Origin of the sequence: Streptomyces sp. NPDC091272 (assembly GCF_044757485.1) — a bacterium.
In the GTDB taxonomy this organism is placed as follows: domain Bacteria; phylum Actinomycetota; class Actinomycetes; order Streptomycetales; family Streptomycetaceae; genus Streptomyces.
The window spans coordinates 806,002-823,453 of record NZ_JBIVVC010000002.1; the positions used below are offsets into that span (position 1 = coordinate 806,002).

General features: G+C 71.4%; 21 protein-coding genes and 4 tRNA genes. 8 read left to right on the forward strand and 17 right to left on the reverse strand.

The genetic code is table 11. The features are described 5' to 3' along the window. Positions 1-19: 19 nt before the first annotated feature. The 3 genes from nusG to ACIQM4_RS08445 form a co-directional block, all read right to left on the reverse strand. The gene (gene nusG, locus ACIQM4_RS08435; protein WP_401587706.1) at positions 20-958 is read right to left on the reverse strand and encodes a transcription termination/antitermination protein NusG; all 939 of its coding nucleotides are present in this window, start codon (positions 956-958) and stop codon (positions 20-22) included. Positions 959-1,041: 83 nt separating this feature from the next. After that, a complete protein-coding gene (gene secE, locus ACIQM4_RS08440; RefSeq protein ID WP_401587708.1) occupies positions 1,042-1,320 on the reverse strand; it encodes a preprotein translocase subunit SecE in 279 nt (92 codons plus the stop codon). A 106-nt stretch (positions 1,321-1,426) separates the two neighbouring features. After that, positions 1,427-1,499: transfer RNA gene (locus tag ACIQM4_RS08445), tRNA-Trp, on the reverse strand. A 195-nt stretch (positions 1,500-1,694) separates the two neighbouring features. On the opposite strand from ACIQM4_RS08445, the gene ACIQM4_RS08450 reads away from it, so the two are divergent. Beyond that, on the forward strand, positions 1,695-2,921 hold the full coding sequence (locus tag ACIQM4_RS08450; protein WP_401587710.1) for a pyridoxal phosphate-dependent aminotransferase: 1,227 nt from the start codon (positions 1,695-1,697) through the stop codon (positions 2,919-2,921). Between the two features lie 121 nt (positions 2,922-3,042). Continuing rightward, complete coding sequence (locus ACIQM4_RS08455; protein ID WP_401587712.1) at positions 3,043-4,095, forward strand: adenosine deaminase; 1,053 nt, start codon at positions 3,043-3,045, stop codon at positions 4,093-4,095. Positions 4,096-4,129: 34 nt separating this feature from the next. Here the strand turns inward: ACIQM4_RS08455 and ACIQM4_RS08460 are convergent, their stop codons facing one another. Next, positions 4,130-4,729: a TetR/AcrR family transcriptional regulator gene (locus tag ACIQM4_RS08460; RefSeq protein WP_401587715.1), complete on the reverse strand. Its 600-nt coding sequence runs from the start codon at positions 4,727-4,729 to the stop codon at positions 4,130-4,132. Between the two features lie 146 nt (positions 4,730-4,875). Here ACIQM4_RS08460 and ACIQM4_RS08465 point away from each other — a divergent pair, with 146 nt between their 5' ends. Next, on the forward strand, positions 4,876-5,508 hold the full coding sequence (locus ACIQM4_RS08465) for an NAD(P)-dependent oxidoreductase (RefSeq protein WP_401587717.1): 633 nt from the start codon (positions 4,876-4,878) through the stop codon (positions 5,506-5,508). A gap of 36 nt (positions 5,509-5,544) precedes the next feature. On the opposite strand, the gene ACIQM4_RS08470 is transcribed toward ACIQM4_RS08465, so the two are convergent. The 9 genes from ACIQM4_RS08470 to ACIQM4_RS08510 all read right to left on the reverse strand — a co-directional run bounded on the left by ACIQM4_RS08470 (position 5,545) and on the right by ACIQM4_RS08510 (position 10,922). Continuing rightward, positions 5,545-6,600 carry a UDP-N-acetylmuramate dehydrogenase gene (locus tag ACIQM4_RS08470; RefSeq protein WP_401587719.1) on the reverse strand — a complete coding sequence of 352 codons (1,056 nt, stop codon included), beginning with the start codon at positions 6,598-6,600 and terminating at the stop codon, positions 5,545-5,547. A gap of 100 nt (positions 6,601-6,700) precedes the next feature. After that, positions 6,701-7,105 carry a DUF3291 domain-containing protein gene (locus ACIQM4_RS08475; protein WP_401587722.1) on the reverse strand — a complete coding sequence of 135 codons (405 nt, stop codon included), beginning with the start codon at positions 7,103-7,105 and terminating at the stop codon, positions 6,701-6,703. 92 nt (positions 7,106-7,197) lie between these two features. Then, complete coding sequence (locus ACIQM4_RS08480) at positions 7,198-8,637, reverse strand: MFS transporter (protein ID WP_401587725.1); 1,440 nt, start codon at positions 8,635-8,637, stop codon at positions 7,198-7,200. 75 nt (positions 8,638-8,712) lie between these two features. Next, a complete protein-coding gene (locus tag ACIQM4_RS08485) occupies positions 8,713-9,270 on the reverse strand; it encodes a TetR/AcrR family transcriptional regulator (protein ID WP_401587728.1) in 558 nt (185 codons plus the stop codon). Positions 9,271-9,453: 183 nt separating this feature from the next. Beyond that, positions 9,454-9,882, reverse strand: a complete 429-nt coding sequence (locus tag ACIQM4_RS08490) for a MaoC family dehydratase (protein WP_401587730.1) — start codon at positions 9,880-9,882, stop codon at positions 9,454-9,456. Position 9,883: 1 nt separating this feature from the next. Then, the gene (locus ACIQM4_RS08495; protein WP_401587733.1) at positions 9,884-10,339 is read right to left on the reverse strand and encodes a MaoC family dehydratase N-terminal domain-containing protein; all 456 of its coding nucleotides are present in this window, start codon (positions 10,337-10,339) and stop codon (positions 9,884-9,886) included. Positions 10,340-10,474: 135 nt separating this feature from the next. Continuing rightward, the gene (gene rpmG / locus ACIQM4_RS08500) at positions 10,475-10,639 is read right to left on the reverse strand and encodes a 50S ribosomal protein L33 (RefSeq protein WP_007265873.1); all 165 of its coding nucleotides are present in this window, start codon (positions 10,637-10,639) and stop codon (positions 10,475-10,477) included. 89 nt (positions 10,640-10,728) lie between these two features. After that, positions 10,729-10,801, reverse strand: a tRNA-Met gene (locus ACIQM4_RS08505). 48 nt (positions 10,802-10,849) lie between these two features. Beyond that, a tRNA-Thr gene (locus ACIQM4_RS08510) sits at positions 10,850-10,922 on the reverse strand. 260 nt (positions 10,923-11,182) lie between these two features. Between ACIQM4_RS08510 and ACIQM4_RS08515 the strand changes: the two genes are divergently transcribed. Beyond that, positions 11,183-12,451 (forward strand): amidohydrolase family protein, encoded by a 1,269-nt coding sequence (locus tag ACIQM4_RS08515; protein ID WP_401587735.1) that lies wholly within the window; start codon positions 11,183-11,185, stop codon positions 12,449-12,451. A 237-nt stretch (positions 12,452-12,688) separates the two neighbouring features. Beyond that, entirely contained in the window at positions 12,689-13,345 is a 657-nt protein-coding gene (locus ACIQM4_RS08520) for an SDR family oxidoreductase (protein ID WP_401587736.1), read from the forward strand. A gap of 91 nt (positions 13,346-13,436) precedes the next feature. On the opposite strand, the gene ACIQM4_RS08525 is transcribed toward ACIQM4_RS08520, so the two are convergent. Then, a tRNA-Tyr gene (locus ACIQM4_RS08525) sits at positions 13,437-13,518 on the reverse strand. A gap of 203 nt (positions 13,519-13,721) precedes the next feature. Between ACIQM4_RS08525 and ACIQM4_RS08530 the strand changes: the two genes are divergently transcribed. From ACIQM4_RS08530 to ACIQM4_RS08540, 3 genes are all read left to right on the forward strand, one after another. Next, positions 13,722-14,210: a YajQ family cyclic di-GMP-binding protein gene (locus tag ACIQM4_RS08530; RefSeq protein WP_401587739.1), complete on the forward strand. Its 489-nt coding sequence runs from the start codon at positions 13,722-13,724 to the stop codon at positions 14,208-14,210. A gap of 224 nt (positions 14,211-14,434) precedes the next feature. After that, the gene (locus ACIQM4_RS08535; RefSeq protein WP_401587741.1) at positions 14,435-14,941 is read left to right on the forward strand and encodes a methylated-DNA--[protein]-cysteine S-methyltransferase; all 507 of its coding nucleotides are present in this window, start codon (positions 14,435-14,437) and stop codon (positions 14,939-14,941) included. Positions 14,942-14,954: 13 nt separating this feature from the next. Beyond that, positions 14,955-15,614, forward strand: a complete 660-nt coding sequence (locus tag ACIQM4_RS08540; protein WP_401587744.1) for an alpha-ketoglutarate-dependent dioxygenase AlkB family protein — start codon at positions 14,955-14,957, stop codon at positions 15,612-15,614. A 139-nt stretch (positions 15,615-15,753) separates the two neighbouring features. Here the strand turns inward: ACIQM4_RS08540 and ACIQM4_RS08545 are convergent, their stop codons facing one another. The 3 genes from ACIQM4_RS08545 to htpX form a co-directional block, all read right to left on the reverse strand. Then, positions 15,754-16,026: a GlsB/YeaQ/YmgE family stress response membrane protein gene (locus ACIQM4_RS08545; RefSeq protein WP_401587746.1), complete on the reverse strand. Its 273-nt coding sequence runs from the start codon at positions 16,024-16,026 to the stop codon at positions 15,754-15,756. A 93-nt stretch (positions 16,027-16,119) separates the two neighbouring features. Then, the gene (locus tag ACIQM4_RS08550) at positions 16,120-16,512 is read right to left on the reverse strand and encodes a YccF domain-containing protein (RefSeq protein WP_401587749.1); all 393 of its coding nucleotides are present in this window, start codon (positions 16,510-16,512) and stop codon (positions 16,120-16,122) included. Further along, positions 16,509-17,372, reverse strand: a complete 864-nt coding sequence (gene htpX, locus ACIQM4_RS08555; RefSeq protein ID WP_401587752.1) for a zinc metalloprotease HtpX — start codon at positions 17,370-17,372, stop codon at positions 16,509-16,511. Before htpX ends, ACIQM4_RS08550 begins: the two co-directional genes overlap by 4 nt. Positions 17,373-17,452: the final 80 nt, after the last annotated feature.

Consider the following 17,452-nt stretch of genomic DNA (forward strand, 5'->3'; position numbering starts at 1 on the left):
AGAAGTGCCTGAGTTGGCGTCAGTTCTTCTGGATCTGGTCGAAGCTGAGCTCGACCGGGGTCTCGCGGCCGAAGATCTCGACGAGGCCCTTGACCTTCTTCGAGTCGGGGTTGATCTCGTTGATCGTGGCCTGCAGCGTCGCGAACGGGCCGTCGGTGACGGTGACCGAGTCGCCGACCTCGAAGTCCAGGACCTCGACGGCGAGCTTGCGGGCCGGCGCCGGCTTGCCCTCGGCCTCGGCAGCCTCGCGGGCCGCCTTCTCCTCGGCCTCGGGGGCGAGCATCTTGACGATCTCGTCCAGGGTCAGCGGGTACGGGTCGTAGGCGTTGCCCACGAAACCGGTGACGCCGGGGGTGTTGCGGACGACGCCCCAGGACTCGTTGGTCAGGTCCATGCGCACGAGCACATAGCCCGGGAGCTTGTTCTGACGGACGTTCTTGCGCTCGCCGTTCTTGATCTGAACGATTTCTTCTTCCGGCACTTCGGCCTGGTAGATGAACTCTTCGACGTTCAGCGAAACGGCGCGCTGCTCCAGGTTGGCCTTCACGCGCTTCTCGTACCCGGCGTAGGTGTGGATGACGTACCACTCGCCGGGCAGGGTGCGCAGCTCCTCGCGGAGGGCGGCGATCGGGTCCACCGGCTCGTCGGACGAGGGCTCCTCGGCCTCCGCGTCCTCGGCGATGTCCTCGGCCTCGGCGTCCACCCCGTCGGCGTCGGCCACGGCCTCGGCGGCAGCGGCGTCCTCGTCGGTCTCGGCGACCGCCACGGCGTCGGCGGACTCGTCGGACTCGACGTGCAGCGCGGCTTCCTCGGCGGGCTCGCCCGCGGCGGCGTCGGCAGCTTCGGCCTGGTCGGGCTCCACAGCGTCCGCCGCCTCAACGATGGCGGTCTCGTCCTCAACGGACTCGAAGGAGCCCGCCGCCGGCTCGCCGGCATCGTTCAGGTTCGGGTCAGACACGGTGGCTGCTTCTTCCTGGATACACAAATGGGTGGAACGCGCGAAAGGGGCGCCCAAGGGAGGCGCCCTACGCGAGTAGTGCTTTAGCCGAAGACGTACTTCACCGCGGCGGAGAAGCCCTGGTCGATCACGGTCACGATGCCGATCATGATGACCACGAAGACGATGACGACCGTGGTGTACGTCGTCAGCTGGCTGCGAGTGGGCCAGACGACCTTGCGCAGCTCCGCGACAATCTGGCGGTAGAACTGCGCGAGGCGGCCGAACGGGCCCTTCTTGCCCCGCTTGCCGCCCTTGCGCGCCTTCTTCGGCGCTTCGTCCTGGGCATCAGGCATGTCGATGGAGCCTACGGCGTCCGTCACGCTACTCACCTGATTCCGGGTCGTGGCCGTGCCGCGCCCGGTGGAGCCGCACGACAATGCAGAGAAGTACGTACATGCGCACACATCCTGGCGAAGGAGTGTGTAGCAGGGCCGGAGGGACTTGAACCCCCAACCGCTGGTTTTGGAGACCAGTGCTCTACCAATTGAGCTACGACCCTTTGTGGTTCCCCCAACCTACCGCATCCGACCGGGTGCACGGAGTGCGCTCGGTGGAGCGGGTTGCTGCGGGCCAACGACAGGTGAGTGTACGTGCTCCCGGGCCCGGCGTCGAACAGAAAGGGGCCCGGCGTGGCCCCGCCCGGTCCGTGAAACGCCTGTACGCGGGCCCCCGGAGGTCTGGGACGATGGGCCGTATGAGCGCTGCTACCCCTCCGACCGAGCGCCGGGTCTCCGCCCGCGTCGGTGCAATTTCCGAGTCCGCCACCCTCGCCGTGGACGCGAAGGCGAAGGCCCTCAAGGCGGCCGGCCGCCCGGTGATCGGCTTCGGCGCGGGCGAGCCCGACTTCCCGACGCCCGACTACATCGTCCAGGCCGCGATCGAGGCCTGCTCGAACCCGAAGTACCACCGGTACACCCCCGCGGGCGGGCTCCCCGAGCTGAAGAACGCCATCGCCGCGAAGACGCTGCGCGACTCCGGCTACGAGGTCGACGCCTCCCAGGTGCTGGTCACCAACGGCGGCAAGCAGGCCATCTACGAGGCGTTCGCCGCGATCCTCGACCCGGGTGACGAGGTCATCGTCCCGGCTCCCTACTGGACGACCTACCCCGAGTCGATCCGGCTCGCGGGCGGTGTGCCGGTGGAGGTCGTGGCCGACGAGACCACCGGCTACCGGGTCTCCGTCGAGCAGTTGGAGGCCGCGCGCACCGAGCGCACGAAGGTCGTCCTTTTCGTCTCCCCGTCCAACCCGACCGGCGCGGTGTACAGCGAGGCCGACGCGGAGGCCGTCGGCCGCTGGGCGCACGAGCGAGGGCTGTGGGTGCTGACCGACGAGATCTACGAACACCTGGTCTACGGCGACGCGGCGTTCACCTCGCTGCCCGCGATCGTCCCCGAGCTGCGCGACAAGTGCATCGTGGTCAACGGCGTGGCGAAGACGTACGCGATGACCGGCTGGCGGGTCGGCTGGATCATCGGCCCCAAGGACGTGGTGAAGGCCGCGACCAACCTCCAGTCGCACGCCACATCGAACGTCTCCAACGTGGCGCAGGTCGCGGCCCTCGCGGCGGTCTCCGGTCCGCTGGACGCGGTCGACGAGATGCGGACCGCCTTCGACCGGCGCCGGAAGACGATCGTGCGGATGCTCGGCGAGATCGAGGGCGTGGTCTGCCCGACGCCCGAGGGCGCGTTCTACGTGTACCCGTCGGTCAAGGCGCTGCTGGGCAAGGAGATCCGCGGCAAGCGCCCGCAGACCTCGGTCGAGCTGGCCGCGCTGATCCTGGAGGAGGTCGAGGTCGCGGTCGTCCCGGGCGAGGCCTTCGGCACGCCGGGCTACCTGCGGCTTTCGTACGCGCTCGGTGACGAGGACCTCGTCGAGGGCGTGTCGCGGATCCAGAAGCTGCTCGCGGAGGCGCGCGACTAGCCGTCCGCCGCTGTCCGTCACGGTCCCCCGGTCCTGCCGGGGGGCCGTTTCTGCGTTCGGGGGCGCACCCGTTGGGGAAAAGCCGCTTCCGGGTGCGTCGTGCGTACGGCAGGATCTTGGGATGTTGGACATTTCCGAGGGACACCCCCCGAACGCCCCGCGTGTACGTGATCTGACCCTGCTCCCCAAGGCACATCTGCATCTGCACTTCACGGGGTCGATGCGGCCCTCGACCCTGCTGGAGCTGGCCGACCGGCACGGTGTGCACCTCCCCGACGCGCTGACCAGCGGCGCGCCGCCGAAGCTGCGGGCCACCGACGAGCGGGGCTGGTTCCGCTTCCAGCGGCTGTACGACGCGGCGCGCTCCTGTCTGCGCACGCCCGACGACATCCGCAGGCTGGTGCGCGAGGCCGCCGAGGAGGATGTGCGGGACGGCTCGGGGTGGCTGGAGATCCAGGTCGACCCGACGTCGTACGCGCCGCTGCTCGGGGGGCTGATTCCGGCGCTGGAGATCATTCTGGACGCGGTCGACGGCGCGTCCAGGGAGACCGGGCTCGGGATGCGGGTGCTGGTCGCGGCGAACCGGATGAAGCACCCTCTCGACGCGCGGACGCTGGCGCGCCTCGCGGTACGTTACGCGGACCGCGGGATCGTCGGCTTCGGACTCTCCAACGACGAGCGCCGCGGCATGGCCAGGGACTTCGACCGGGCCTTCGCGATCGCCCGCGAGGGCGGCCTGCTGGCGGCGCCGCACGGCGGTGAGCTGACCGGCCCCTCTTCCGTACGGGACTGCCTGGACGACCTGCACGCGGCGCGGATCGGGCACGGGGTGCGGGCCGCCGAGGACCCGCGGCTGCTGAAGCGGCTCGCGGACCGGGGCGTCACCTGTGAGGTGTGCCCCGCGTCGAACGTCGCGCTCGGGGTGTACGAGAAGCCGGAGGACGTGCCGCTGCGCACCCTGTTCGACGCCGGGGTGCCGATGGCCCTGGGGGCGGACGACCCGCTGCTGTTCGGCTCGCGGCTCGCCGCGCAGTACGAGCTGGCGCGGGAGCACCACGGATTCACCGACGCCGAACTGGCCGAACTGGCGCGGCAGTCGGTACGGGGTTCGGCCGCGCCCGTGGACGTACGGGAGAAGCTGCTGGGCGGCATCGACGCGTGGCTGGCGTCCTGAGGCGGCAGGCCACGGCCCTGGCTGTGCTCCCGTCCTAGGCGATGCCCCTCAGGAGGGTGCGGGCGAGGGCGGCGGCGAAGTCGTCGGCGTCCTGCGGGGGTTGCTTGCCGGTCCTGCCCTGCGCGTCGTACGCGAAGGCGCGCTGCGCGCAGGCGCCCAGCAGCAGTGAGGCGGCGGCGAAGGTGTCGGCGCCTGCCGCGATCCGCCCGGCGGCGAGTTCGGTGCGCAGATAGGCGTCCAGGCCCTCGATGGGCATGTGCGGGCCGGTGCCCAGGTCCCGCATGGCCTCGTCGTGGCGTGCCTTGAGCTTGGTCTCGGCGTAGAGCGAGGCGGCGATCGGGAAGCTCTCCGCGTAGAAGTCCACCGCCTGGCGGGCGATCTCGGTGAGGTTGGCCTCGACCGAGCGGTCGCCGGGGTCGAGGACCAGGCGGTGCAGCAGCGGGGCGAGCCTGGGCAGCCGCTCGCCCAGCACGGCGACGAAGAGGTCCTCCTTGCTCGCGAAGTACTTGTAGAGGGCGGCCTCCGAGCAGCCGGCGGCGCGGGCGATCTCCTTGGTGGTGGCGCGGGACAGGCCGAGGGTGCGCATCAGCGCGTGGGCGGCGTCGAGGATGCGCTCGCGGGTGGGCTGGTGCATGGGGGCTCCGGGCGGTCTCGGTGGTGGGTCTTCGGCGGATTCGGGCGGTCGGGCTTCGGCGGGTTCGGTACTGGGCCTTGACGGGTGAGTGAACGCTCACCCACCCTGGGGTGAGTGAACACTTACCCACCCTAGGAGGGTGTGCGATGAAACTCACGGTATTCGGTGCCACCGGCGGCATCGGGCAGGAGATCGTCAAGCAGGCACTGTCCGCGGGGCACGTGGTCACGTCGGTGGTGCGCGACCCCTCGCGGTTCACGGTGAGCGGCGAGCGGCTCACCGTCGTGCGGGCCGCCCTGACCGATCCGCAGGAGCTGCGCGAGGCAGTGGCGGGACGGGACGCGGTCCTCTCCGGGCTCGGCGCGCGCAGTCGCAAGGACGCCGGGACCGCCACGAGGCTGACCCGTACGGTGCTGCGCGCGATGGAGGCGGGGACCACCCGGCGTCTCGTGGTGGTCAGCGCGGCCCCGGTCGGCCCGCACCCGGCGCGCCAGCCGGTCGTGGACCGGATCGTCGGGCGGCTGGTCAGTGCGGCGCTGAAGCCCGTGTACGTCGATCTGCGGGCGATGGAGGACGAGTTGGCCGGGTCGGCGACCGACTGGACCTCCGTACGGCCGCCGAAGCTGACGGACGCGCCGCTGACCGGGACGTACCGGAAGGTCGTCGGCGGCACTCCGCGCAGCGGCCGGACCATCGCGCGGGCCGACGTGGCCCACGCGATGCTGGCGGTGCTGGACGACCCGGCGACGGTGAAGCAGGGCGTCGGGGTGGCGTACTGAGGCGCCTGCGCGTCCGCCGGGGAGCTCGCGCCTCCCTCAGAGGGCGCAGTTCACCGTCACCGGTTCGTTGACCAGGGTCACGCCGAACGCGGCCCGGACTCCGGCGACGACCTCCCTGGCGAGGGTCAGGAGGTCTTCGGTGGTGGCGGCGCCCCGGTTGGTGAGGGCGAGGGTGTGCTTGGTGGAGATGCGGGCGGGCCCGTCGCCGTACCCCTTGGTGAAGCCCGCGCGGTCGATCAGCCAGGCCGCCGACGTCTTGGTCCGCCCCTCCCCCGCCGGGAAGGCGGGCGGGGCGGAGTCGGGGCCGAGCCGCTCGTGCACGCGCGCGAGGAAGTCGGCGAACCGGGCGTCGTCGAGGACCGGGTTGGTGAAGAAGGAGCCGGCGGACCAGGTGTCGTGGTCCGCCGGGTCCAGGACCATGCCCTTGCCCGCGCGCAGCGCGAGCACGGTCTCGCGGGCGGCGGCCGCGGGGACACGGTCGCCGGGCGAGACGCCCAGGGCGCGGGCCGTCTCCGCGTACTTGACCGGCGCGGACAGGCCGCCCGCGTCCTCCAGTTCGAAGCGCACCCGCAGCACCACGTAGCGGTGCGGATCCTCCTTGAAGCGGCTGTGGCGGTACGAGAAGGCGCAGTCGGCGTTGGTGAGGGTGACCCTCTCGCGGGTCAGGCGGTCGTACGCGTCGACCTCGGTGACGGTGCTGGAGACGTCCTGGCCGTACGCCCCGACGTTCTGGATCGGGGTCGCTCCGGCGGAGCCGGGGATTCCGGCGAGGCACTCGATACCCGCGAGGCCCGCTTCGACGGTGCGCGCGACGGCGTCGCTCCACACCTCTCCCGCGGCGAGCTCCAGCTTGGTGCCTTCGAGGTGGAAGCCCTTGGTGGCGACGCGCAGGGCGGTGCCTTCGAAGCCCTGGTCACCGATGACCAGGTTGCTGCCGCCGCCGACGATCAGCAGCGGGGTGCCTGCGGCGTCGGCCTCGTGGACGGCGGTGATCACCTCGTCGTCGGTGGTGGCGGTGACCAGGCGGGCCGCGGGGCCGCCGAGACGGAAGGTGGTCAGGGGGGCGAGGGGGGCGTCGTGGAGTACCTGCACGGGGTCCAGCGTACGAGAGCACGGGAGCGGCCCCCGCCGGTCGGGCGGGGGCCGCTTGCCGGGGCGCACTCGGGACCCGGGTGCACACGGCCCCGGAGGCTCAGTGCCGGGCGCCGGGACGCTTCTTATCCAGCCGCACGAGCGCGTCGTCCCACGTGAGCGGCAGCGTGTCGGCCGCCACCGACCAGTAGGTGAACGCCGAGTCCTTCATCAGCCCCTTCAGCGCGCGGGCGGTGGAGCGGTGCGGGTCACCGGCCGCGAAGCGGTGCAGGGCCTCCGCCGACTCCCAGGCGGACAGCGTCCAGAAGGTGCGCCGCAGCGGGCGGGCCCGCAGGGTGACGCCGTGGGCGCCGGGGGCGGTGCGGATCTGGGCCATGACGCGGGGCGTGCGCAGCAGGAAGCGGAACGCGCCCAGGAGGGTGCGGGTCTCGAAGCGGGAGGCCATGGCGTACGCCTCGGTGTGCGGGGCGGGCGGCTGCGGGGTGAGCCAGGGCAGGTCGGGCACGGCGGTTCTCCGTTCGGGTGGTCGGGGGCGAAGCCAGGGACGGGAGGGGACCGGGCGGGCCGGTGCGAGGGGTCCGGCCGGGACGGGCGGGCTCAGTTGGGAACGAGGTCGCGGGAGTCCTCGGCGGTCGGCCCGGCCGGCACCGCCGCTTTCGTACGGCGCGGGATCAGCAGGGCGACGAGGGCGGCAAGTGCGACGGCCGAGGCGCCGATCCACAGGGCGGGCACCGTGCCGTCGGTGAAGGCGGCGGGGGACCCGTAGCCGCCCTGTGCGGAGAAGACCGCGCCCAGGACCGCGACCCCCAGGGCGCCGCCGACCTCGCGCAGGGCGTTGTTGGCGCCGGAGGCGATGCCCTGTTCGGCGGGGCGCACGCTCGCCATGACGACGCTGGAGGCGGGGGCGAAGTACAGGGCCATGCCGACGCCGCCGACGACCAGGCCGGGCAGCTGGGCCGCGTACGAGACGTCGGGGCCGATGACCAGCGCGAAGAGGGCGAGCCCGACGGCCTGGAGGGCGAGGCCCGCCACGACGACCGGCCGGCCGCCGATCCGGTCCGAGAGGATGCCCGCGAACGGCGCCACCAGCAGCGGCATGCCGGTCCAGGGAAGCATCCGCAGTCCCGCCTCGGTGGGCGAGTAACCGAGGACGCTCTGGAGGAACTGGCTGAGCAGGAAGATCGCGCCGAACATGCCCAGGAACATCAGCAGGCCCGCGGCGTTGATGCCGAGGAAGCCGCGGTCGCGGAACAGCCGCATGGGGAGCATCGGGTTCGGGTGGCGGAACCCGTGGTGGACGAAGCCGCCCAGCAGCGCGGCGCCGACGAGGAGCCCGGCGAGGACCGGGGCGCTGGTCCAGCCGTCCTCCCGGCCGTTGACCAGGGCGTAGACGACGCCGAAGAGGCCGCCGCTGACCAGGAGGGTGCCGCGGGCGTCGAGACGGGCGTTCGGCGCGTAGGACTCCTTGAGGCGCAGGACCGCGAGGGGCAGCAGGAGCAGGCCGACGGGCACGTTCAGCCAGAAGATCCAGTGCCAGGAGAGGTGCTCGGTGAGCGTGCCGCCGATGAGCGGGCCGCTGGCGACGGCGAGGCCGGTGACGGCGCTGAAGATGCCGAGGGCCGCTCCCCGGCGGGCCGCGGGGACGGCCGCGGTGAGCAGGGTGAGGGTCAGCGGCATCATGACGGCGGCGCCGACCCCCTGTATCGCGCGGGCGGCGATCAGGGAGTCGATTCCGGGTGCGAGCGCGGCGGCGGCCGATGCGGCGGTGAAGATGCCGAGGCCGGTGACGAAGAGTCGGCGGCGGCCGAACCGGTCGCCGAGCGCGGCGCCGAACATCAGCAGGACGGCGAAGGTGAGCGTGTACGCGTTGACGGTCCACTGGAGGTCGGCGAGATCGCCGCCGAGGTCCCCGCGGATCGAGGGCAGTGCGGTGGTGACCACCAGGTTGTCGAGCGCCGCCATGAAGCCGGCGACGCTGGTGACGACCAGGGTCCAGGTGGTGCCGGTGCGCCGGGTGGTCCCGGTCGGCTCGTCCATTTTCTGCTCCCCCTACGGATTAGTTATTGATCACTAACTTCTCTGCGCATGAAAGAACGGGTGCCACCGCGCCCCTCACTGCTTGGGCTGGGTCGACTCGTGGAAGCCGGACCAGGCACGGTGCTCGGGCGGGAACCCCAGCGACACGAAGGTGTTGATGAGCATTCCGTACGCGAAGAACTGCGTGGTCTCCCCGACGTCGGCGCCGAGCGAGAGATGGACCGTGTCGAACATCTCCATCCAGCAGGCCCTGACCGCCTCGCCGAACTCGTGGTCCCCGGCCGCCTCGGCGGACGCCACGGCGACGTACACCTGCATCTGCATGAGCAGCGTGTCCGGGTCGTCGGCGATGAGCGCTTGGTACGCGGCCCCCATGGCGTCCAGCGCCGCCTGGCCTTCCAGCCCGTCGGCGGCCTTCCTGAACACCTCGGTGGTGTCCTCGACACAGCGGGTGGCCGCGGCGAGGAACATGGCCTCCTTGTTGGGGAAGAGACGGAAGAGGTACGGCTGCGACACACCGACCCGCTTCGCGATCGCCTCCGTGGAGGTGCCGCGGTAACCACTGCGGGCGAACTCGACCATCGCCGCGCGGATCACGCTCTCACGCCGTTCCGCCGCGCTCATCCTGACCATGCAACAAAGTTAGTGGCCAATCACTAACACAGTCAAGGGCGGGCGCCCCGCTCCACGCGGCGAGCGGGCCGTCGCCGCCACGAGGTAGGAAGCGGCGCTGACCGTCGCCGCCACGAGGTAAGGGGCGGTCTCCATGGAGACCGCCCCTTACCTGCCCGCACGTCACGCACGCACCCCGGCCGCTCAGCCGAGCCGGACCACCGCGCGGGACATGCCCAGCACCTTCTGTCCGGCGCTCGTCGCGAGGAGGTCCACCCGGACCCGGTTGTCGTCGAGCTTCGCGGCGACCTTGCCGCTCACCTCGATCAGTGCGCCCTCGGCGTCGTTCGGCACGACGACGGGCTTGGTGAAGCGCACGCCGTACTCGACGACGGCGGCCGGGTCGCCCGTCCAGTCGGTGACCACGCGGACCGCCTCGGCCATGGTGAACATGCCGTGCGCGATCACGTCCGGCAGCCCGACCTCGACCGCGAACTTCTCGTTCCAGTGGATCGGGTTGAAGTCACCGGACGCGCCCGCGTACTTCACCAGCGTGGCGCGGTCCACGGGGAACGACTGCGCCGGCAGCTCGGTGCCGACCTCGACGTCCGCGTACGCGATCTTGGCAGTCATCTCACGCCTCCTCGGCGGCGGCGCGCGCCACCAGTTTCGTCCAGGCGGTCACGACGTGCTCACCGCTCTCGTCGTGGACCTCGCCACGGATGTCCAGGATGTCGTTGCCCGCCAGCGACTTGACCGACTCGATGGTCGAGGTGACGGAGAGCCGGTCGCCCGCCCGCACCGGACGGGAGTACGCGAACTTCTGGTCCCCGTGCACCACCCGGCTGTAGTCGAGCCCCAGCTGCGGGTCCTCGATCACCGTCCCGGCCGCCTTGAAGGTGATGGAGAACACGAAGGTCGGCGGCGCGATCACGTCCGGGTGCCCGAGCGACTTGGCGGCCTCCTGATCGATGTACGCGGGGTTGCTGTCGCCGACGGCCTCGGCGAACTCGCGGATCTTCTCCCGGCCCACCTCGTACGACGAGGTGGGCGGATAGGTCCGCCCCACGAAGGACTGGTCGAGCGCCATGGACTCGTACCTCCTGAGTGAGTTCCGAAAGGGATCTTCGGGAAAGGGAACAGGCGTGACAAGGGAATCAGGGCACGACAAACGACACGAGGCCGCCCCCAACAATCGGGGACGGCCTCGTGTACGAGCCTGTACTTAGCGCGTTTCGCGGTGCGCCGTGTGCGAGTTGCAGCGCGGGCAGTGCTTCTTCATCTCCATGCGGTCCGGGTTGTTACGCCGGTTCTTCTTGGTGATGTAGTTCCGCTCCTTGCACTCCACGCAGGCCAGCGTGATCTTCGGGCGGACGTCGGTGGCAGCCACGTGAGTGCTCCTTGGACGGACGGATGTACGGATGAACGCAAAAAAGAGTAGCCGATCGGAGGACCGACCCTGCAATCGGCTACTGCGCGTAGCGGTGACCGGACTTGAACCGGTGACACAGCGATTATGAGCCGCTTGCTCTACCGACTGAGCTACACCGCTTTGATGTCTGGATCACCTCCCCCGAGGGGGAGGATCTCCGAACACCAGAGCCCCAATGCGGAATCGAACCGCAGACCTTCTCCTTACCATGGAGACGCTCTACCGACTGAGCTATTGGGGCGAGCGATGAAGACATTACACGGGTGTGCGCCGATCCCCCAAATCCATATCGGGGCCCCTCCGCGACCCCCTCCGCGGTCCCCTTCCGGGCCGCTCCCCCCACCCGTCACGTAGGCCACCGGAGGTCACTCCGGTACGACTATTCCGCTCCTCCGCGAAGCCGTGAACAGGGGACCCTAGGCTCGATCGGACGTTGCGTGATCTTGGCCGCCGGCCACTCCCCCGCCGCGTCCCTCTCCGCCCGAGTCCGCCAGGAGCGCGATGTCCGACAGTCAGCCGCAGCCGCCTCGCCGCCGGGGGAACTCCGGCGGTTCCGGTGGTTCCGCCGCCGACGGCGGCGCCACCACCGTGCTGTTGAGCGGCGCCCGTCTCACCGACGGCCGCACGGTCGACGTACGGCTCGGCGAGGGGCGCATCGAGGCGGTCGGTACGGCGGGGAGCCTCCCTTCGTACGCCGCCTCCCGCGTGGACCTCTCCGGGTTCCTGCTGCTGCCCGCCCCCGCGGAGCCCCATGTGCACAGCGACACCGCGCTGACGGCCGACGCGGGCGGGCCCGTGCCGTACGCGTCGCAGGACGTCCAGCAGCGGACCACGCAGGCGGCGCTGCTGCAGCTGGGCCACGGGGCGACGGCGCAGCGCTCGCACGTACGGATCGGGGACGTGCACGGACTCGGCCCGCTGGAGGCGGTCCTGCAGGCACGCCGGTCGTTGCGCGGGCTGGTGGACCTCTCCGCGGTGGCCGTGCCGCGGCTGCTCACCGGGACGGCCGGCGCCGACGGTCTCGCGATGCTGCGGGACGCGGTGAAGATGGGGGCCACGGTGGTGGGCGGCTGCCCGGACCTCGACCCGGACCCGGCGGGGTACGTGGAGCGGGTGCTCGAAGTGGCTGCGGAGCACGGCTGCCCCGTCGACCTGCACACGGAGGGTGACGATCCGGCGCGGCTGGCGCGGCTCGCGGCGATGGCGGGCGGACTGCGTCCCGGGGTCACCATCGGCCCGTGCGGCGGCCTCTCGCGGCTGCCCCTTGAGGTGGCGACGCGGACCGTCGAGGCGCTCGCGGCGGCCGGGGTGGGCGTGGTGTGCCAGCCGCAGGGCGGGTGCGGCGGGATCGACCAGCGGGGGGTGGCGCCGGTGCGGCTGCTGCGCGCGGCGGGGGTGCGGCTCGCGGCGGGCAGCGGTGCGCTGCGGGACGTGGCCAACCCGGTCGGCCGCGGGGACCCGCTGGAGGCGGCGTACCTGCTGGCCTCGCAGAGCGGGATGCGCCCGCAGGACGCGTACGACACGGTGTCGGCCGTGGCGCGCGAGACGATGGGGCTGCCCGAGGTACGGCTGGAGGCGGGGTTCCCCGCGGAGCTGGTGGCGGTCCGGGGCGAGCGGCTGTCCGCCGTGCTGTCCCTGGCGTACAGCCGGGTCGTGGTGCACCGGGGGCGGGTGGTGGCGCGGACCAGCGCGGTGCGCGAGTACTGCGACACGGTGGCGGCGGTGGAGCTCGAACTGCCGCGCCAGGGACGGACGGAGACGGGTCCTTGAGCGGGCCGGGGAGGGACGGAGACGGGTCCGTGCGCGGGCCGGGGACGTGCGCGGGACGTGGCAGTGAGCGCGTGCGGCCGGGGTCCCTGGCGGGGCCGTGCGGGCGGCCGGGGGGCTGGGCGTACGGTCTCGGGCGTACGCGGGCGGCCGGGCCGTCAGGTGTCCGTACAGCCGCTCGGAGGGTGGTGCGGGCGGGGCTCTGAGCGGGGGCGGCCGGGTGGGCGTACGGTCGAAGACATGCGCACTGTCATCGCAGGTGGACACGGTCAGATCGCGCTGCGGCTGGAGCGTTTGCTCGCCGCACGCGGAGGTGAGGTCGCGGGCATCGTCCGTGACCCGAAGCAGAGCGACGACCTGCGGGCGGCGGGCGCCGAACCGGTCGTACTGGACCTGGAGTCGGCGTCGGTCGAGGAGGTCGCCGCGATCCTCGAAGGCGCCACCGCCGCCGTCTTCGCGGCCGGGGCGGGCCCGGGGAGCGACGCGTCACGCAAGGACACGGTGGACCGCGACGCGGCCGTGCTGTTCGCGGACGCGGCGGAGCGGGCGGGCGTGCGCCGCTATGTGGTGGTGTCCTCGATGGGCGCCGACCCCGAGCACCGGGGCGACGAGGTCTTCGACACGTATCTGCGGGCCAAGGGGGCGGCGGACGCGGACGTACGGGCCAGGAAGGGCCTGGACTGGACGGTGCTGCGCCCCGGCCGGCTGACGAACGACGCCGGGACCGGACTGGTGACCCTGGGGGCCTCCACAGGACGCGGGCCCGTGCCGCGCGACGATGTGGCCGCGGTGCTGGCGGAGTTGGTGGAGACGCCGTCGACGGCGGGGCTGACCCTGGAGCTGATCGGCGGGAACGTGCCGGTGTCGGTGGCCGTGAAGGACGTGGCCGGAAACTGACCGTCAAGGTCGTGGCCGGAAACTGACCGGCGCCGACGGAAAACCCAAAGGCCCCCGATCCGCGTCTCCGCAGATCAGGGGCCTTCTTTTGTGGCGGCGCCAGGATTCGAACCTGGGTAGGCTAAGCCGACGGATTTACAGTCCGTTCCCATTGGCCACTCGGGCACACCGCCATGGGATGTCACCGTGGATCTTCGCCTCGCGGCGCTTTTCCCTGGGGACGACGTAAACGATACCCGATGCCCGGGGGTGCTCCGCCACCCGATTGATCAGTGCCCGGCGTCCGTACGGGTGGCTAGGCTTTGTGCCGTACGCCGGGCCGTACGCCCGAAGCTTTTGCGACGCATCCGACACCCACACCAAGGAGCCACAGGACATGGCCGACTCCAGTTTCGACATCGTCTCGAAGGTCGAGCGGCAGGAGGTCGACAACGCCCTCAACCAGACCGCGAAGGAGGTCTCGCAGCGCTACGACTTCAAGAACGTCGGCGCTTCGATCTCCTGGTCCGGCGAGAAGATCCTGATGGAGGCGAACTCCGAGGAGCGCGTCAAGGCCATCATGGACGTCTTCGAGACCAAGCTGATCAAGCGCGGGATCTCGCTGAAGGTGCTGGACGCGGGCGAGCCCCAGCTGTCCGGCAAGGACTACCGGATCTTCTCCTCCATCGAGGAGGGCATCTCGCAGGACAACGCGAAGAAGGTCGCCAAGATCATCCGCGACGAGGGCCCCAAGGGCGTCAAGGCGCAGGTGCAGGGCGACGAGCTGCGGGTCAGCTCCAAGAGCCGGGACGACCTCCAGGCCGTCCAGACCCTGCTCAAGGGCAGGGACTTCGACTTCGCCATCCAGTTCGTGAACTACCGCTGACGCGGTAGACGCTCCGCGGAACGGGGGCGGTGGGCGGCTTCGGGCCGGCTCCCGCCCCCTTCGCACGCCCCGGCGGCGCCTCCCGGTGCCCGCCGGCGCTCGGGCCGCGGTGCGACAGTGCGGGGCCGGAACGCCATGTCCGAATTCCGCCGGATTCCGCGCGGCGGACCGCGCAGAATCGGACACATGGAGCGTGGCGGGCGCCGCGCGGAGAGGATGGGGTCATGACTGTGTTCGCGACCCTCGACAGCCCGCTGGGCGAGCTGTTGCTGGTGGGCGAGGAGTCCGGGACCGCGTCCGGCGGGATCGCGCTGGTGTCGCTGTCGGTGCCGGAGCAGAAGGGCGCAGCCGTCGTCCGCGAGGGGTGGGGTCACGCCCCCGAGCTGTTCGGTCCGGTGGCCGAGCAGCTGAAGGCGTACTTCGCCGGGGAGCTGACCCGCTTCGACGTCACGTACGCGGACGGGGTGGGAACGGAGTTCCAGCGCCGGGTGTGGAGCGCGGTGGACGGCGTCGCGTACGGCGGTACGACGTCCTACGGGCAGCTCGCCGCGTCCGTCGGGCTCTCGCGGGCGGCGGTCCGGGCGGTCGGCACGGCGATCGGGCGCAACCCGCTGCTGGTCGTGCGGCCGTGCCACCGGATCGTGGGGGCGGACGGTTCACTGACCGGGTACGCGGGCGGGCTGGAGCGCAAGCGGCTGCTGCTGGAGCTGGAGAGCGGCCGGGCGGCGTGAGGAAGGTGGTGCCGTGAGCGGCCTGTTCGAACTGCCCCGGACGGAGGTGGCGCCGGGCGCGGTGCACGTGCCCGGCTGGCTGTCGGCGGCGGAGCAGCGGGAGTTGGTGGTGGCCTGCCGGGAGTGGGCGCGTGGCCCGGTGCCGCTGCGGCAGACGCGGCTGCCCGGCGGCGGGGTGATGTCGGTGCGGTCGGTGAGCCTGGGCTGGCACTGGCAGCCGTACCGCTACACGCGCACGGCGGACGACGTGAACGGGGCGCGGGTGGCCGCGTTCCCTGACCGGCTCGGTGAGCTGGGGCGCCGCGCGCTGGTCGACGCGTACGAGGACGAGAAGGCCGGCGAGGGGTACGCGCCCGACGCGGGGCTGATCAACTTCTATGACGGTGACGCCCGGATGGGCATGCACCAGGACCGTGAGGAGCGGTCGTCGGCGCCGGTGGTGTCGTTGAGCATCGGCGACAGCTGTGTGTTCCGTTTCGGGAACACGGAGGGGCGGGGGCGGCCCTACCGGGATGTCGAACTGGCTTCGGGCGACCTCTTCGTCTTCGGCGGCGAGTCGCGCTTCGCGTTCCACGGGGTGCCGAAGGTGCGGCCGGGCACCGGCGACCCGGCGACCGGGCTCGCCGCCGGGCGGCTGAACATCACGCTGCGGGTGACCGGTCTCGGCGGCTGAGCGTCACATTGCGGGTGACCGGTCCCGGCGGCTGAGCGCCACATTGCGGGTGACCGGTCTCGGCGGCTGAGCGTCACCTTGCGGGTGACCGGTCCCGGCGGCTGAGCCCCGGTGCGCCGGGCCGTCGCGAGCGGGCGCCCTAGTGGCGCGAGCGGGAGTGGCCGAAGAGGACGCGGTACACGACGAGCAGCACCAGTGAGCCACCGATGGCCGCCAGCCAGGTCGGGCCGTCGAAGAACTGGTTGGCGATCTCCCGGTCGAGGAAGCGCGTCGAGATCCAGCCGCCGATGAAGGCGCCCGCGATGCCGATCAGGGTGGTGCCGATCAGGCCGCCGGGGTCGCGTCCCGGCAGCAGGACCTTGGCGATGACTCCGGCGATCAGGCCGAGGACTATCCAGCCGAGGATGCTCATTGGGTCCCCCCGTGGGTGGTGGCGTGTGCGTGGAGCTCGCGCTCTGTCTCTTCGTACGGGAAGACGCACCGGAGGCCGACGGGGTTGCGCAGGTCAGCGGGCGGCGAAGGGCTGGTCCGTGGGGACGATCTCCTTGCCGAGCGGGAGCAGCGACACCGGGATGAGCTTGAAGTTCGCGATGCCGAAGGGGATTCCGATGATGGTGATGCACAGGGCGATGCCGGTGACGACGTGGCCGAGGGCGAGCCACCAGCCGGCGAGCACCAGCCACAGGACGTTGCCGACGCAGGACGGCGCGCCCGCGTCCCGGCGGTCGACGACGGTCTTCCCGAAGGGCCACAGCGCGTAGAGGCCGATGCGGAACGCGGCCAGGCCGAACGGGACGCCGATGATCGTGATGCACAGGAGGAGGCCCGCGACCAGATAGCCCAGGAAGAGCCAGAAGCCGCTCAGGACCAGCCAGATGAGGTTGAGAAGTGTCTTCACGGGTGGTGGCCTGCCATTTGTTCGAGTCGGGCGATACGTTCCGCCATCGGCGGGTGGGTTGAGAACAGCTTCGCGGTGCCCGCGCCGGGGCGGAACGGGTTCGCGATCATCATGTGGCTCGCGGTCTCGATCCGGGGCTCGGGGGGCAGCGGCAGTTGTCTCGTACCCGCGTCGAGCTTGCGCAACGCGCTGGCCAGGGCGAGCGGATCGCCGGTGAGCTGGGCGCCGGACGCATCCGCCTCGTACTCGCGGGAGCGGCTCACGGCGAGCTGGATGACGGAGGCGGCGAGCGGCCCCAGGATCATGATCAGCAGCATCCCGAAGAGGCCGGGGCCGTCGTCGTCGTTCGACCTGCCGACGGGGATCAGCCAGGCGAAGTTGACCAGGAACATCACGACGGAGGCGAGGGCCCCGGCGACCGAGGAGATCAGGATGTCGCGGTTGTAGACATGGCTGAGCTCGTGCCCGATGACGCCGCGCAGCTCGCGTTCGTCGAGGATCTGCAGGATGCCCTCGGTGCAGCAGACGGCCGCGTTGCGCGGGTTGCGGCCGGTGGCGAAGGCGTTGGGCGCCTGGGTCGGTGAGATGTAGAGGCGGGGCATGGGCTGGCGGGCGGCCGTGGAGAGCTCGCGGACCGTCCGGTAGAGCCCGGGGGCCTCGAACTCGCTGACCGGCCTCGCCCGCATGGCACGCAGGGCCAGCTTGTCGCTGTTCCAGTACGCGTACGCGTTGGTGCCGAGCGCGACGAGGAGCGCGACGATCAGCCCCGAACGGCCGAAGAAGCTGCCGATGACGAGGATCAGCGCGGACAGTCCCCCAAGGAGTACGGCGGTCTTCAACCCGTTGTGCCGGCGGTGCACGGTGCGCCCTCCAAGTGGTGCGGCAGGGGAACTCCTGACTCGGTGGTGCTTCCACGTTCAGTGGACCCTCCTTACCTGGT

Bases quoted from the DNA above. Each gene is read 5' to 3' on its own strand.
- ACIQM4_RS08460 (WP_401587715.1), bottom strand. From the start codon at position 4,729: ATGCACCAGCCCACCCGCGAGCGCATCCTCGACGCCGCCCACGCGCTG.
- ACIQM4_RS08495 (WP_401587733.1), bottom strand. From the start codon at position 10,339: ATGGCGCTCGACCAGTCCTTCGTGGGGCGGACCTATCCGCCCACCTCG.
- ACIQM4_RS08490 (WP_401587730.1), bottom strand. From the start codon at position 9,882: ATGACTGCCAAGATCGCGTACGCGGACGTCGAGGTCGGCACCGAGCTG.
- ACIQM4_RS08480 (WP_401587725.1), bottom strand. From the start codon at position 8,637: ATGGACGAGCCGACCGGGACCACCCGGCGCACCGGCACCACCTGGACC.
- ACIQM4_RS08545 (WP_401587746.1), bottom strand. From the start codon at position 16,026: ATGAGCATCCTCGGCTGGATAGTCCTCGGCCTGATCGCCGGAGTCATC.
- ACIQM4_RS08465 (WP_401587717.1), top strand. From the start codon at position 4,876: ATGAAACTCACGGTATTCGGTGCCACCGGCGGCATCGGGCAGGAGATC.
- ACIQM4_RS08515 (WP_401587735.1), top strand. From the start codon at position 11,183: ATGTCCGACAGTCAGCCGCAGCCGCCTCGCCGCCGGGGGAACTCCGGC.
- ACIQM4_RS08450 (WP_401587710.1), top strand. From the start codon at position 1,695: ATGAGCGCTGCTACCCCTCCGACCGAGCGCCGGGTCTCCGCCCGCGTC.
- ACIQM4_RS08535 (WP_401587741.1), top strand. From the start codon at position 14,435: ATGACTGTGTTCGCGACCCTCGACAGCCCGCTGGGCGAGCTGTTGCTG.
- ACIQM4_RS08485 (WP_401587728.1), bottom strand. From the start codon at position 9,270: ATGGTCAGGATGAGCGCGGCGGAACGGCGTGAGAGCGTGATCCGCGCG.
- ACIQM4_RS08455 (WP_401587712.1), top strand. From the start codon at position 3,043: ATGTTGGACATTTCCGAGGGACACCCCCCGAACGCCCCGCGTGTACGT.
- ACIQM4_RS08530 (WP_401587739.1), top strand. From the start codon at position 13,722: ATGGCCGACTCCAGTTTCGACATCGTCTCGAAGGTCGAGCGGCAGGAG.
- ACIQM4_RS08520 (WP_401587736.1), top strand. From the start codon at position 12,689: ATGCGCACTGTCATCGCAGGTGGACACGGTCAGATCGCGCTGCGGCTG.